Raw genomic sequence first — 14,907 nt, 5'->3', positions numbered from 1 at the left:
GTCTCAAGAAGGAGTAACATCGGGACTTGCAGCGACGGACCTCAGGACACTCTTACACCACGTCTGCGCGCGCGACCCGACCGTGGCGCCCGTGTCGCCGTCCGAGCGAACCTTGGACCAGGTTTTGTACGTCGAGTTGATATAGTTCTGTGCGGCAAGACCAATCACCGTGCAGACAAGAACAACCAGCAGGTACAGCGGGTCGATGCCAAAGCCGTATCCATAGTAATAAGGCATGCGAATTCCTCCGAATCGAGTTACACGTTGGAGGCATTCTACCCACTCAAGCGGCTAGGCTTCCTTACAGCAATTCAATTTTGCCATCTTTGACCGTCAACCCCATGTTGCCCGAGAGCAGATCGTCCAGGCGCGAGCCCACAAGCTCAAAGCGCCAGCCTTCGCGCAAGGGGCTCTGCTCGGGATGCTCAATGTAGTCGGCCAGGTCATCGCGCGAGGCAATGACCGAGGTCGCCACTCCCGAGCGTTCGGCAACCAGGCGGATGAGCGCGTACATGAGATCCGTCACGCTCTCCAACTCCGGAGAGATCTGGCGATGCCCGCGCACCATGAGCGGCAGGCGATCGTGCGGGCAGCTTGCGCCGCGCTTGATGGCCATGAGCGCACCGTCCACGTCGCGCTCCCCCAACTGATCGGTACCGCGAATGCTGCGGAACTCCTCAACGCGCACGGGATTGCGTTTAACGAGCGCAAGCAGCGTGTCGTCGGACATGACCCATTTGCGCGGGATGTTGCGGCGCTCGGCGCGGTCCTCGCGCCAGGCGGCGAGCTCGCGCGCGATACCCAGCTGGTGACGACTGCACGAGTTGATGCGTTTGACCTTGCGGAACGCCTCGTGGCGATCGGCGCGATAGTGCGACTCGTCAGCCAGCGGGCGCAGCTCGTCGAGCACCCAGTCCACGCGGCCCAGCTCGCGCAGGCGGCTCATCATCTCGGTATAGGCCACGATCAGATACTTGACGTCATCGATCGCGTACTCAATCTGCTTATCGGTCAGCGGGCGACGCGACCAGTCGGTCAGTGACTCGGTCTTGGGCAATGAGACGCCGCAAAACGTCTGCACGAGCGCGCCGTAGGAAATCTGCTGACGCTCGCCCAAAAAGGCGGCGGCCACCTGCGTGTCAAAAATCGGACGCGGCAGCACGCCTACGGTATGGAGCATGACCTCCATATCCTGCGAGCAGGCGTGGAAGACCTTGGTCACGCTCTCGTCGGCCATAAGCTCGGCCAGCGGCGATAGGTCGTCGATTACCAGGGGATCGACCGCTACGCTCTCGGCAGGGGTGGCAATCTGAACCAAACACAGACGCGGATGGAACGTGCGCTCGCGCAAAAACTCGGTATCGACGGCAATCGCGTCGAACTCACGGGCGCGCTGGCAAAAGTCGAGTAGAGCCTGATGTGTGGAAATGTACATATCAACCCATCGAATAAGGTTAGGCCCGAAAAACACGGGTAGGATATCGGCATTGCCTTACAACTATACTCGGTTAGTCACAGAACGGGAACGTAAGTATGCGCTGCCTTATCATCCACAACCCGGCATCGGGCCCCAGCTCAGATGAAATCTACGCATTCACGCACGCCCTCGCGCAGGGCGGCGACGAGGTCGTGATGCGTTTTATCGGCGATGGTATGGAACCCGAGGATGCCGTGGCGGACGTGCGCGAATTCGATCGCGTGGTCGTTTCGGGCGGCGACGGCACCGTCTCCAACGTGCTCGACCAGATGCGCGGATGCGGTGTCCCCACGCTCGTTTTCCCCTCTGGCACAGCCTGCCTGTTCTTTAACAACATCGGTAATGCCCCCGAGGCAGCGGCGCTTGCCAAGGCTTGCCGCGCCGGTCGCACGGTCAAAGTGGACATGGGCGAGCTCTTTTGGCTCGACGAGAACGGCAACGAGAAGCGCCACAGCTTCATCATCATCGCCGGCTCGGGCTTCGACGCCGAGATCATGATGAAGGCCGCCCCCACCAAAAACGACATCGGCGAGATCGCCTACTTCCTCTCCGCGCTCGCCACGCCCAACCCCACGGTGGCGCACTTTACTATTGAGCACGACGGCATTGTCGAGGAGCTCGACGGCATCTGCTGCATGGCCGGCAACACCTCGGTCATCCAAAACGACATCAACCTGTTCCCCGACTGCCGCATGAACGATGGCATGGTCGACATTGCGGTCATCGAACCCGTAAAAACTGTGCAGCTTCTACCGACTGTGATCACCGCCGCACTCGACCCCGCCGGCAAGGTACTCGGCCGCCCGCAGTTCAAGATCATCCAAACCAAGGAAGCCAAGATCACCTGCACCCCATCGCTGGGCATGCAGTTCGATGGCGAGATTATCTCCAGCAATTCGGGCGTCTTTGGAGCCCGCGCGCTTCCGCAATGCCTCGACCTCATCGTCGACGAATTCTCCCCGCTCGGAAAATAGGAGGACCCTATGAACGACAATCCCCTGCTCGGCTTTATCATCATCGTTTTGGCCATGCTCGTCGGCTATGCGATCAACGTGATCCACCGCCGGAAGAAGTAATTCCATATTGGCATGATATTCATCCAATTATCGTCTCCCCTGCCGTTTATGCATTTGCCAAACAGCAGGGGATTCTCATTTCGGGCATTCCCAGCTACTTTATTCGGCTACAGTAATTGCAGGGCGTCTTTATTAAAATAAAGCTACAAACTGAGTATAATTAACCGCTCATCGCATATTTCATCACGCTTATCGAGTAAGTTTCTTTCATAGATGAATATTGTTTCTAGTTCGTTACGCTAATGAGGTGTCTTTATTGGCTGAAGCCCTCTGGCGACAGAGGGCTTTCGCACGCTGGGAGGGAAAATGAGGAAAACTCACCCCGTCAACGCGCTCAAGAAGCTAGGCATAGGCCTCGCCTTTGGAGCTGTAACCATCATGTCCATGCCGACCTCTGCGCTCGCCTGCACGCAGATGTACATGGGCAAAGATCTAACGGCCGACGGCAACACGTACTATGGCCGTGCCGAGGACTTTGGCAAGCGCTATCTCAAGCACTATGGCATCGAACCCGCCCACGAAGCCGGCTTTACGTACAGCTCGAATGAGTCTGCTTTCGAATACACTTCGAATAAGCCTACATATCGCTACAGCTACGTACGTGACCATCCCTCCAATTGGGAGGGCCACACCGACGCCTACTCCGAAGCCGGTATCAACGAGAAGGGTGTCTCTTGCTCCGCTACGCTGAGCACCTCCTATAACGAGGATGCCAAAGCAGCAGACCCAATCGATGAGGCTACCGGCATCGGCGAGTACAGCTACGGCAGCGTCATCCTGGGCCAGAGCGCCAATGCCCGCGAGGGCGTCGAGCTCCTCGGCAGCCTGATCGACGAGCAGGGCACTTGCACTAACGACCAGATCATTATCGCCGACAACAACGAGACCTGGCTGTTCGCCACGCTTTCTGCCCATCAATGGATTGCCATGAAGCTGGCCGACGACGTCGCCTCACTCAACCCCAACATCGGCAGCCTCAACTACGATGTCGACCTGAACGATACTGAGAACTGCCTGCACTCCAAGGACATCGAGTCCATGCCCGTGGAGAAGGGTTTCGCCAAATACTCCGCTGACGGTAAATTCGATGTCGCCCAAACGTATGGCGAAAGCCTCGCCGATTCTGGCGTTAACCAATGGTCCCGCTATGTGCAAGGCCGCCATTATTTTGCTAGTCAGCTGACCGAAGGCACGGATTACGAAATTAAAACTATCACCGATAAGGATGGAAAACCCGTCCAAAAGGGAGCTATGGTCAGCGAAATCCAGCCTCTGTTCTTCAAGCCTGGCAAGTCTGGTTGGAGCACCTTTGAGCTGATTCGTGCCTTCGGCAACCGCGGAGAGAACGTCCCTGGTCTCAACGCGAACACTGATGGCGTTTATTGCATCGGCAGCGAGCGCAACACCGAGATCAATCTCTTCCAGATTCGTCGCGGGTATGATCCCGAAGTCGCTACCATCCAGTGGGAAATGCTCTCCCGTGCCGCGTACTCTGTCGCCATCCCGCTGTACTCCGCTCTGATAACTGAAGTTAGCCCCTACTTCAGCGATCAGACCGTCTCCTTCGACCACTGCAATGCGAAAGACGTCGTGTACAACGAGGAGCCCGAGAACTCCATTAACTACGTCCTCATGGACATCAGCTCGCTCTGCTTTGAGAACCCTGACACCCTTGGTACCAGTGTCCGCACCTACCTCGACGCGCTCCAGAACGAGCTCATCGAGCAGAACAAGGAAGTTGACGCCGCTATGCTGGCCGAGACGACCACCGAGGGTCGCACCGCTCTGGCCAACAAGGCAGGCAAGGCTGCCACCGAGAACACCTACAAGAAGTGCAAGGCCCTGCTCCAGGAGATGCGCGCTTATCAGAAGGCCGGAAACTTTGACGAGCGCTTCACCCCGAGCGACCTGAACACCGAGACCAAGGGCCTCAAGGAGTCCATCACCTACGCCAAGGACGCCCTTGCCACCGACCCGGTCACCCCGGATCAGCCCGGCACTCCCGAGCAGCCCGGTAAGCCCGAACAGCCCAGCACCCCCGAGCAGCCTGAGCAGCCCACTAAGCCCGAGCAGCCCGCCACCAAGCCCGAGAAGCCTGGTAAGTCGGATACCACGACCACGGTAACCACCAACAAGACGAACACCAAGGGCGGCCTGCCCACCACCGGTGATCGTTTTGATGGCCGTATGGTGGCTGCATTCGCCGTCGCCGGTGTTGCCGTTATCTTCGCAGGCGGCTACTTCCTCTATCGCCGCAATAAGGAGTAGCCCCTCGCTGGTGCGGGCGGGATGGCGCAGGTCAACCCGCCCGTTCTTTTGAGCGATAGGAAACCCGCCTGAAATCTTTTCAAAAAAGATTTCCCCGCACACACTTTGCTGTGCTATAGTGCAGCGCAACAGCAACTAGGTGCGACCGCGCCACGGCATCACGAAAGGAGCCACCAACATGAAGAACACGATGAAGTCTCTCAACAACTGGTGGTGGCGTGATGCGAATACGATCGGTCGACAGTGAGTCCCTCACGCCTGTTTTTGCGCTCTAGGTGATTGGAAGGCCTCCGGTTTCGACCGGGGGCCTTTTTCTATCTCGAGCCCGATCGCATTCGCATCACGCGCCTCCGCTTTTCTCTTGCACTCCCATTTCGAAAGGATTTTCACCATGTCTCAGAACACCACCGCCACCCAGCCCCGCACCGTCCAGACCGCCGACCGTGGCAAACTCGACGTCCGTGCTCTCGTCCTGCTCGCCATCCTGCTCGCCGCCGGCTTCATCCTCAACTTCACCGTCGGCAAGGCAATCTCGGGCATCTCGGGCGGCATGATCAGCCCCGAGTTCATCATCTCGGCCTTCTGCCTCACCATCCTGGTCGTTCGCCCCAACATCGGCCAGGCGCTCGTCATTGGCCTCATCTCGGCTGCCGTGATCCAGATCACCACCACTTCGCCGTTTGTCGATTTTGCCGCCGAGGGCATCGCCGCCATGCTCATGGCCGGCATCGTCAACGCCGCCGGCAAGGACGGTCAGATCAAGCCCGCGATCGCCATTGTCGCAACCTTCCTGACCACCTTTGTCTCCGGCGTCATCTTCATGGTCATCAAGATGGCCATGCTCGGCGTGGTCGGCGAGCTCGCCGCCGCCATGTTGCCCGTCGTCGCCATGACCGCCGTCTTTAACGCCATTCTGGTCGGCGCCCTCTACCTGCCCATCCAGAAGGCCCTTAGGCTCAACTAACCCGTTCGGCTTTACGAGCCACCCCATCTTGGCGTTCATTCGTCGCTCGCGTACCCAAGTACGCTTCGCTCCTCTTTCGCGCCAACCTGGGGCCCCTCGTAAAGCCGTCTCCGTGCTTCACCACCAAAGACCGTCCCAAACAACGAGCTTTTTTGGGACGGTCTTAAACAACTGGTCATTTAAGACTGTCCCCAATGACTATGAAAGGTATCCATGAAAACGATCATCAACGTCGACGATGTCTCGTTCTCCTATGGCACGCAGACCGAGCAGGCGCTCAGCCACATCTCGCTCAGCGTGAACAAGGGAGATTTCATCGGCATCATCGGGCCCTCGGGCGCCGGCAAGTCCACGCTTGCCGCTTGCTTGTCGGGCGCCGTACCCCACCACTACACCGGCACGTTCTTTGGGTCCGTCATGGTTGACGGCCGTGACACCTGCGAAGTCTCGCTCACCGACGTATCGCAGATCGTCGGCAGCGTGCTGCAGGACATCGACACGCAGATGGTCGCCTCGGTTGTCGAGGACGAGATGCTCTTTGGTCTGGAGAACTTTGGCGTCCCCCATGATCAGATTGAACAGCGCGTAAGCGAGACACTCGAAACCGTCGGCATCAGCGACCTGCGCGACCGCGAGATCGCCAACCTCTCGGGCGGACAGAAGCAAAAGGTGGCCATTGCCGCCATCCTCGCTATGCGCCCCCGCGTGCTGGTGCTCGACGAACCCACCGCAGCACTCGACCCCGCCAGCTCTACGCTGGTCTTCGAGACCCTGCGCGAGGCAAACCGCGCACTCGGCATCACCATCGTCGTCGTTGAGCAAAAGGTCGCTCTGCTCTCGGAGTACTGCAACCGCGTGCTCGTGCTCAACCATGGCGAAATCGCGCTGCAGGGCGAGCCGCACGAGGTCTTCGCACACACCGATGAGCTTCGCACCATTGGCGTCGACTGCCCCCGCGTCACACGAATCTTCAATAGTCTCGCGGCCGATGGCCTGGCAAGCGGCACCCCTTGCTTGGATGTCGACGAGGCTGAACGCCTGATTTCGGGCATCGTCGACCCCGCACACACGGCCAGCGAAGTCCAAGCGCCCGCGGGCTCACCGCACGCCCCGTCGTTGCGCCCTCATGCTAAGGACGCCGAGCCCGTGCTCACCTTCGATCACGTTGAGTTTGCCTATCCCAACGGCGGTGCCGCCGTCCACGACCTTAGTCTGACGCTCTACCCCGGCGAGCTCGTGGGCATTGTCGGACAAAACGGCGCCGGCAAGACTACGCTCACCAAGCTGCTCACGGGCCTGCTTAAGCCCGCCTCGGGCAGCGTGCGCGTTACGGGCTTGGACACCGCCGCGGTTCCCACGAGTCGCATTGCCCGCGAGGTCGCAACGCTTTTCCAGAACCCCGACCGCCAAATCTGCAAAGACACCGTGCTCGACGAGGTCGCCTTTGGTCTAGAACTTGCCGGCATCGACCGCGCCGAAGCCCTGCGTCGCGCCCAGCTCGTCATCGACCGCTTTGGCTTGCCGGCCGACGAGGCGCCCTTCTCGCTCTCGCGCGGCCAGCGACAAATGGTGGCGCTTGCCTCCGTCGTAGTGGTTGAGCCCAAGATCGTCGTGCTCGACGAGCCCACGAGCGGCCTTGATTACCGCGAGTGCATGACCGTCATGGAAACGGTGCGTACCATGGCCGAGCGCGGTTGCGCCGTTATCATGGTCTGCCACGATATGGAAGTCGTCTCCGACTTTGCCGAGCGCATTGTGGTAATGGCCGACGGTCGCATCCTCGACCGCGGCCGCACGCACGAGCTATTCTTGAACATCGATCTCATGCGGCGTGCCTACGTGGAGCCTCCCCAGGTTATTGAACTCTCGCGCCGTCTGGCATCTTCCGTCTCGCCCGCTTTTGCGCAGGTGAGCGAGGTCACCGATGTCGTTCGAATTGCCAAGGAGATGGTCCACCGTGGTTAACGTCATCGACTACATGCCGGGCGATACGCTGCTGCATCGCCTGAATCCCGTCGTCAAACTGGGCCTCGCCGCCGCCATCATCGTCGGCATCTTCTTGTCCGACACCTACGTGGCGCTGCTGGGCTTTTTGGCACTCACCCTTGCGCTGGGTGCCTATGCCGGCGTCGTCGACCGTCTGTTCTCGCTGCTCAAGTTGCTGATTCCGCTCGCGCTTATCATGCTGGTGCTCCAGCTGGCCTTTATGCGCGATGGCAACGTGGTGTGGGGCTTTATCACCGACACGGGTCTCATCACAGGATCGAAGGCCTGTCTGCGCCTGCTGGGTGTGGCGTTACCACTCATCCTCATGCTCATGGTGACCAAGCTCAACGACCTTGCCAACGCCTGCGTCGAGGTGCTGCACGTGCCGTATCGCTATGCCTTCACCTTTACCACGGCGCTGCGCTTCGTGCCGGTGTTTGGTCAGGAGATGAACGCCATCATGGAGGCGCAGACCGCACGCGGCGTCGAGTACGACACCAAGAACCCCATTAAGAAGCTTAAGCTCATGCTGCCACTGTGCGTGCCGCTGCTCATCTCAAGCGTGGGCAAGACCGATGCCACAGCCTTGGCGGCAGAACAACGCGGCTTCTATCTGCGTACGCGCGCCAGCTCGTACAAGCGCTACCCCATCAAGGGCCTAGACATCGCCGTGCTCATCGTCAGCATCGCCCTCATCGCCATCGGCTTCCTGTTCTAGTTCACCACCGACAGCAACCGCCCAACGCAAAAGGCCTCGGCTCGCACCAAACGAGCCGAGGCCTTTACTGTTTCACCAGACAAAACCTACCAATATTAACCTGTCCCTTTTTGGCAGATCGGAAGCTAGAGGCGGTAGGGAGCACCGCAACGGATGATGGATTCGCGCACCAGGACGTCCATGGCGTCGAGGGTGATCTCGGGCATCTCTCGGTACTTCTGCAGCACCGAGAGCTCGGTGCAGGCCAGAATGACGCGGTCGCAGCCGCTACGGGCGAACTCCCACATCACGCGGTCGAACTTATCCATATCGGGCTCACGTCCGGCCTTCACATCATCGTAGATAAGCGACATCACATCGTTCTGACGTTTCTCGCTGGGATAGACGACCTCAACACCCGCAGCCTTACATTCGCGGCCGTAGACGCCCGCGCCCACGGTGCCATCGGTGCCCATGATGCCGATCTTATGCACCGGCTCGGCCGGCATACTCAGGTTGGGGTCGAACTCGCACTCCCCCATCACCGCACCGGCCAGAGCATAGCGCACCGACTCACGCGGCATGTGGATAATCGGCACCTTCGTAAACGACTGGATCTGGTCATAGAAGTAGTGTGACGTGTTGCAGGGAATGGCAATGTGTGCACAGCCCAGCGACTCGAGTGCCTGGGCGCACTCTTTCATGGTCGCCAGCAGTTTGGCATGCTCGCCGGTCTTAATGGCCAGCGTGCGGTCGGGCATGGTCGACTTGGAGAGTACCACCATGTCGATATGTTCCTGATCGCAGGCAGCAGCCGTATGACGCACCACCTGGTCGTAGTAATACGACGTGGCCTCGGCGCCCATGCCGCCAATAACTCCCAGCTTTTCCATCGCCGCCTCCTTGGTGACGCTTGCGCAATTGCGCGTATCATACCCGCGCCCGCCCGATGCAAACCGGACGGGCGCCGCGCTCATCTACTTGTAATACGTCTTGAACAGCTTAAAGTGGCGCAGCTTGGTGTGCCACATGCGCAGCCAGCGGTTAAAGACAAAGTCGCCCTTCATAAACGAAGGGTCGGCGCCCTTGCCTTCCTTGTCCAGGCGATGCACCTTAGCGCGCAGCTCGGGATCCTTGACGTACTTGTCGACGACGCCCATGGGGACGACCATCCACAGGGCCTCGTCCTGAGCCGTCACAAACTCCGGCTCAAACGGACGGTTGAACACATACTCGTCCACCACATACTTGGCAACGTTAAAGCCGCTGTTGGTAACGTAGTAGTTGCTGCGGCCCTGGCGCGTGTTGAAATCGAAGAACTTAAACGAGCCGTCGCGCTCGTCGTACTTTACGTCAAAGTTGGAATAGCCCACAAAGTGAAGGTCCTCGAGCAACTTGCGCACGCCGCCCATGAGCTCGTCGTTGGGCTCGGTAATGATACAGGCATGGTTGCCGACACCGTGGGGCTGATGCTCCTCGAGCAGCACATGGCCCAGGCACATCATGCGGACCTTACCGTTGCGGTCGGAATAGCTGGTGAGCACGCGCATGTACTCGTCGTTGCCGGGCACGCGATCCTGCAAGATCAGGTCGTCGGTGTAGCCGCTGGCATACGAGTCGCGAATGACCTGTTCCAGCTCGGCGCGGTCGGCAATCTCATAGGCCTTCTTCTGGCCCTCGAACTCATGCTGCCACCACATGATGCCGTCAGAAGGCTTCAGAATCATCGGGTAAGGAAAATCGATCTGGTCGAGCACTTCGGCAGGCGCCTCACCCTGGGCATTGAGCATCGCCTTGGTAAAGGTAAACGTGTGCGGATAGGGCACGCCATGCTTCTCGCACAGCTCGTAGAAGATCTCCTTCTTCTGGCACTGCTCGAGCATGCTGTAGGGCGCGTAGGGAGCGACGATGTTATCCGCCAGCTCATGAGCATCCTTAGCTTGAGCCACGAGAGCGACATAGTTGTCGCCGCAGCCCACAAGGACAATAGTCTTGTCGGCATGCGCTTGGGCAATGCCGTTGACGGTTTTGAGCATCACGGGCATGGTGTCGATATCCACGTTGGGCGTGTAGTCGATAATCTGGCTGCGGTACGCGGGACCCGTCTGATACTTGCCAAAGACCAGACTCTTGACCTGGTACTCCTCGTAGAAGGCGCGCGCCACCGAATAGGCGTTGATGTCGCCACCGAGCAGCACGGGAATGAACTCGCGCTCTGTAAATTGCAATGCCATGGAAACTTCCTATCATGAACTGCCCACACAATGGGCGGTCTTTGCGCAACTGATTTATTCTAGCGTGCCAAGCCGCCGGCGCCCAAAGCTCCACCGTATCTATGGCAATCGACGTAATCGTCCAGCACGAAGGCCAGCACGAAGACGGCGCTCACCGTTGTATGACAATGGGCAATGAACCTACCGTTGTTGTAGGATTCAGCGTATTGACATCCTCGAGCGAAAGGCGCACACGTGCCCCAAGACCATCCGACCGATAATCCCATCCTCAATGCTGCGAAGCGCGAGCTGGTGGAACGTGCGAAAGCGACCGCTCCCCTGTGCACGGCAAACGACGCCTACAACGGGCCTGCCCGTATCGTCTCAATCAACACGTCGGAGCACAAAGGCACTCGCAAGTCGCCCGTCGCCGATGGACGCGACACCGTCATCGAGCAATTTGGCCTCGCTACCGATGCGCACGCCGGACATTGGCACCGCCAGGTCTCTTTTTTAGCCGCGGAGTCCATCCAGACGGCGCAGGCACGCGGGCTCGACGTACACGAGGGTGACTTTGGAGAGAACTTCACCACGCAAGGCATCAATCTACTCTCGCTCCCCCTGGGAACGCAGCTCAAGATTGGCAACGATGTCCTGGTCGAAATCAGTCAGATCGGCAAGGTCTGCCACACACGCTGTGCCATCTACTATCTTGCCGGCGACTGCATCTTTCCCCACGAGGGCGTTTTTGGCGTGGTACTAAAGGGTGGAGAGGTCTACGCCGGCGATGATATCCAGGTAATCAAACTCGGCGACGGCACCTGTTCGTTCACCCCTGCCGAAGCCCTCGAAGAGATTGAGCAGGCTCGTCAGGAGGGCGCGCTGTAGCTGTAAAACCCCACGTTGAGATAGCTTTTACAGCCCTAAACTCTTCTCAAACAGGCGCCCGTAACGTTAAAGTTGAACTCTATGGTTTCTCAACAATTCATCATAACTGCAGGTCAAAGCCAAAGCCTCAAGTTCAACTCGACCCTTTGGGACCTTTAAGGTTCAAGTTGAGGTCGAAAGCAGTAGTAGAATACACCTCGAACCATAACCTACGATTGATTGCAGAGGGACTGGATGCAGCATTCGAATCATCGCACCGCAGCGCTCATTGCGTCGAAGCCGGCTCGTATCATCACGAGCGCCGCGCTCGCCGTTGCGCTGACGGCCACGCCGATGCTCTCCCCCGTTGCGGCGTATGCCGCCTCGCAGGCAACGCAGGACCAGCTTTCCGCAGCCCAGCAGAAGATCGAAGCCGCCACGAGCGCCTACAACGACGCCCGCACCAAACTCGATGACCTGCAAAAGCAGATTGACTCCAATGAGGCAAGCATCGAGGAAATCGAGGCCAAGCTTCCCGAGCAGCAGGCCAAGGCAAGCTCCGCCATGCGCGATCTGTACAAGTATCAGAAGGGCACCAATCCCATCGTGAGCTTCCTGGTCAACGCGCAGAGCCTGGGTGAGTTCATCACAACCTGCAAATACACCAACCAGATCACGAGCTCGAGCGTCGACGAGATCGAGCAGCTCAATAACATGCAAACCGAACTCGAGCAGAACAAGGCTGAGCTCCAACAGGCCAAGTCTCAGCTTGAGGCGGAGCAGAAAAACGCCGAGGATGCGCTGGCGCAGGCCCAGCAGCTCCGCAGCGAGGCACAGGCAAAAGCCGAGCAGGAAAATGCCGCCGAGCTTGCCAAGCTTGAGGCCGATAAGGCCGCTGCCGCCGAGAAGCTCTCGGGCGAGGGCGTAAGCGGCAGCAATTCCAGCAGCCAGGCCACCAACACCAACACCACCATCGACACCACGGTGAACAACGCCAATGCCGGTAGTTCCGATTACGATTCGTTCATTAATGAGTGGACGAGCCGCATCGACAATTATCTCGCCGGCTCCCCCATGGCAGGCCAGGGCTACAACTTTGCCGTCGCCGCTTGGAATACCGGTGTCGACCCCCGTTGGTCCCCCGCCATCGCCTGCATCGAGAGCACCAAGGGTGCTTATTGCGCCAATTCTTACAACGCCTGGGGCTGGAGTGCACGTGGCGGCGGTTGGCGCAGCTTTGGCAGCTGGAGCGAGGGCATCTCCGCCCACGTTGCCTATCTGGGCGCCAACTACGGCTCCACCCTTACCCCGGCTGCGGCCAAAAAGTACTGCCCGCCCACGTGGCAGGACTGGTACAACAAAGTCGCCGCTCAAATGAACCGCATCTAAGTGCAACTGCAAGGGGCCCCAACGGGGCCCCTTTCTTTTAGGTAGCGGAGGTATCGACGACGCCGGTCGCATTGGCAACCGCGACTATGACGATCATGCATAGGAGCAGCACACCCAATGCCTTGAGCCAGAGTTTCGCGAGTTTCTTGCCGCGATAGCTGTCGAGCAGCGCGAATCGCCGACGAAGACGGCGCTTATCGAGCAGCGCAAAATGCATAAGCACCATAAGGCCATCGACAAAGAAAAAATACTCGATTATGAGAAGCCACGTCGGGTAGCTTTGGTTTGCTCCGGTGGGATGAAAGACGGCAAAGTGACTTCCGGCAAAGAACACAAGCAGCGAGAAGCAGACGAGCGTATTCCAAATGCGCCCCAGAGACTCCGGAACGCGAGAGAGCAGACCGCATGCAGCGGAGGCGGCAGGGCCAGGAGGCCCTGCGGGGTTCTGGAGCCCTTGGGGCGTCAACACCGTCTCCGAGGCCGGAGTACGGACAGGCGCAGGCGCAGAAGGCCGCACGGGGCGACTCAGATCGTATGCCGCGCGCGTCGCCCGTCCCAACGCTTCCGCGCTCGCAAAACGCTTGGCCGGGTCGAGCGCCATCGACATGCAGACGGCATCGGCAAGTGAAGTGGGAATGCCGCGCGCCTCGCATTGCTCGCGCATGTCGAGCCCTGGCTTAGGGTCGACTCCCGTCAAGCAGAAGAACAACAGGGCGCCAAGTGCGTAGACGTCGCTGCGCACGCTCGTCTGCCCAAACCCATACTGCTCGGGCGGCGCATAGGGCCGTGTCCCAAACTTGACGGTATCGGCATCGGCGCCATCGCGCCATACGCGCGCGATCCCCAAGTCGATAATCACCAGCGATGAAAACGTCAGGCCGTCATCAGGCGTATAGTTGGCACCTGTCACGATGATATTCGACGGCTTGAGGTCGCGATGGATCACCGGCGCCGACGTCTCCCCCGCCATTGCAAAACCGGCATGGAGCTCACCCACGGCATCGCATAGGGCAGGATACAATTCACGCGCATAATCGGGGGTGGCTCCCAGACGGTACACCAGCGCCCCGAGCGTCTCCCCTTCGATGTATTCCATAACCACGTTGAGCTCGTCGCCCACACGACGACAATCGACGATTCTGGGCAGGTGCTCAAAACGCCTGCCTGCCCGCTGAGCGGCAAACAGACGCTCGTATGCCCCGCCGATTTGAGCCGAAGCATCGATGCGTTTACGGACAAAGGGGCCGAGCGAACCACCGCCGGTTCCTTCAAAGTACACAAGCTCGGTTGTTTCAACGGACGAGCGCTTAAGTACACGCTCCACGCGATAGCTGTCGTCACGATCGAGCGACGCCAGGTGCTCGGCAAGCGCTGCGGTCAACTCGTCATCGGAATATGTTGGGGTCTGAGTATCCATAGCCTCCATCATAGCGCAGAGCGCAGACACCCCATGGCATCCGCGCCCCGTTCGTTTGCATCGTTGTTCGACAGCTCCACCGGCTCAGATATCAGCCGCTAACTCACCGTCTCCTCGTCAAAGCGATACAGTTCCTCGTTGACCTTTTGGAGGCTGCACCCGCGATCGATGCAAAAGATGATAATCGCATCGCGGCGGTCCTTGCAGTTAAGGATGCTTACCCCGGCAGCCGTCAGCGCACGGTTAGTCTCTTTGAGCGTCAGCGCTATCGCAAAGGCAATCTGCAGCACCTTATTGCGACTCGGATGACGCGCACCGGTAAAGATCTGATAGCCAAAGGTCTCATTGAGATCGGCCATACGAACCACACGCGAGCGCTCCAAGCCCTTTTCCTGCAGTAGCTGCTTCAGGTAGTTCGAAAGCGACGGGGCGGCAAAGTCGTGCTCCCTGATATAGCTATCGATGTTCGGCGCATCGAGAAGTTCATTGAGCAACTCCTCGGTCAGCTTTTTATCGGGCATACGACTTCACCTCCCCCAGTGCATGCAACATG

13 protein-coding genes are annotated in these 14,907 nt (G+C 59.0%); 7 read left to right on the top strand and 6 right to left on the bottom strand.

What is annotated here, in order from left to right:
* Positions 1 to 3: 3 nt before the first annotated feature.
* A complete protein-coding gene (locus I2E45_RS08175) occupies positions 4 to 237 on the bottom strand; it encodes a hypothetical protein (RefSeq protein ID WP_229058897.1) in 234 nt (77 codons plus the stop codon).
* Between the two features lie 64 nt (positions 238 to 301).
* The gene (gene rnd / locus I2E45_RS08170; RefSeq protein WP_006234315.1) at positions 302 to 1,435 is read right to left on the bottom strand and encodes a ribonuclease D; all 1,134 of its coding nucleotides are present in this window, start codon (positions 1,433 to 1,435) and stop codon (positions 302 to 304) included.
* A gap of 98 nt (positions 1,436 to 1,533) precedes the next feature.
* Between rnd and I2E45_RS08165 the strand changes: the two genes are divergently transcribed.
* From I2E45_RS08165 to I2E45_RS08145, 5 genes are all read left to right on the top strand, one after another.
* Entirely contained in the window at positions 1,534 to 2,451 is a 918-nt protein-coding gene (locus I2E45_RS08165) for a diacylglycerol/lipid kinase family protein (RefSeq protein WP_195445558.1), read from the top strand.
* Between the two features lie 408 nt (positions 2,452 to 2,859).
* Complete coding sequence (locus I2E45_RS08160; protein ID WP_195445555.1) at positions 2,860 to 4,821, top strand: C69 family dipeptidase; 1,962 nt, start codon at positions 2,860 to 2,862, stop codon at positions 4,819 to 4,821.
* A 391-nt stretch (positions 4,822 to 5,212) separates the two neighbouring features.
* A complete protein-coding gene (locus I2E45_RS08155; RefSeq protein ID WP_195445553.1) occupies positions 5,213 to 5,785 on the top strand; it encodes a hypothetical protein in 573 nt (190 codons plus the stop codon).
* A gap of 213 nt (positions 5,786 to 5,998) precedes the next feature.
* A complete protein-coding gene (locus tag I2E45_RS08150) occupies positions 5,999 to 7,750 on the top strand; it encodes an ABC transporter ATP-binding protein (protein WP_195445551.1) in 1,752 nt (583 codons plus the stop codon).
* The gene (locus I2E45_RS08145; protein WP_022094111.1) at positions 7,743 to 8,489 is read left to right on the top strand and encodes an energy-coupling factor transporter transmembrane component T family protein; all 747 of its coding nucleotides are present in this window, start codon (positions 7,743 to 7,745) and stop codon (positions 8,487 to 8,489) included. Before I2E45_RS08150 ends, I2E45_RS08145 begins: the two co-directional genes overlap by 8 nt.
* 125 nt (positions 8,490 to 8,614) lie before the next feature.
* On the opposite strand, the gene I2E45_RS08140 is transcribed toward I2E45_RS08145, so the two are convergent.
* Both I2E45_RS08140 and I2E45_RS08135 read right to left on the bottom strand, forming a co-directional pair.
* Entirely contained in the window at positions 8,615 to 9,361 is a 747-nt protein-coding gene (locus tag I2E45_RS08140; protein WP_229058896.1) for an aspartate/glutamate racemase family protein, read from the bottom strand.
* A gap of 84 nt (positions 9,362 to 9,445) precedes the next feature.
* Positions 9,446 to 10,702, bottom strand: a complete 1,257-nt coding sequence (locus I2E45_RS08135; RefSeq protein WP_035137907.1) for a carboxylate--amine ligase — start codon at positions 10,700 to 10,702, stop codon at positions 9,446 to 9,448.
* A gap of 234 nt (positions 10,703 to 10,936) precedes the next feature.
* Here I2E45_RS08135 and I2E45_RS08130 point away from each other — a divergent pair, with 234 nt between their 5' ends.
* Positions 10,937 to 11,569, top strand: a complete 633-nt coding sequence (locus I2E45_RS08130) for an MOSC domain-containing protein (protein ID WP_271742284.1) — start codon at positions 10,937 to 10,939, stop codon at positions 11,567 to 11,569.
* A 234-nt stretch (positions 11,570 to 11,803) separates the two neighbouring features.
* Complete coding sequence (locus I2E45_RS08125) at positions 11,804 to 12,937, top strand: coiled-coil domain-containing protein (RefSeq protein WP_195445547.1); 1,134 nt, start codon at positions 11,804 to 11,806, stop codon at positions 12,935 to 12,937.
* Positions 12,938 to 12,974: 37 nt separating this feature from the next.
* Here the strand turns inward: I2E45_RS08125 and I2E45_RS08120 are convergent, their stop codons facing one another.
* A complete protein-coding gene (locus I2E45_RS08120) occupies positions 12,975 to 14,354 on the bottom strand; it encodes a serine/threonine protein kinase (RefSeq protein ID WP_195445545.1) in 1,380 nt (459 codons plus the stop codon).
* A gap of 98 nt (positions 14,355 to 14,452) precedes the next feature.
* On the bottom strand, positions 14,453 to 14,875 hold the full coding sequence (locus I2E45_RS08115; RefSeq protein WP_195445544.1) for an XRE family transcriptional regulator: 423 nt from the start codon (positions 14,873 to 14,875) through the stop codon (positions 14,453 to 14,455).
* Between the last annotated feature and the right edge of the window lie 32 nt (positions 14,876 to 14,907).

The organism is Collinsella aerofaciens, from assembly GCF_015555045.1.
Classification (GTDB): Bacteria; Actinomycetota; Coriobacteriia; order Coriobacteriales; family Coriobacteriaceae; genus Collinsella; species Collinsella aerofaciens_W.
Note: the sequence above shows the minus strand (reverse complement) of the source record. Positions and strands in the feature narration are given on the sequence as shown.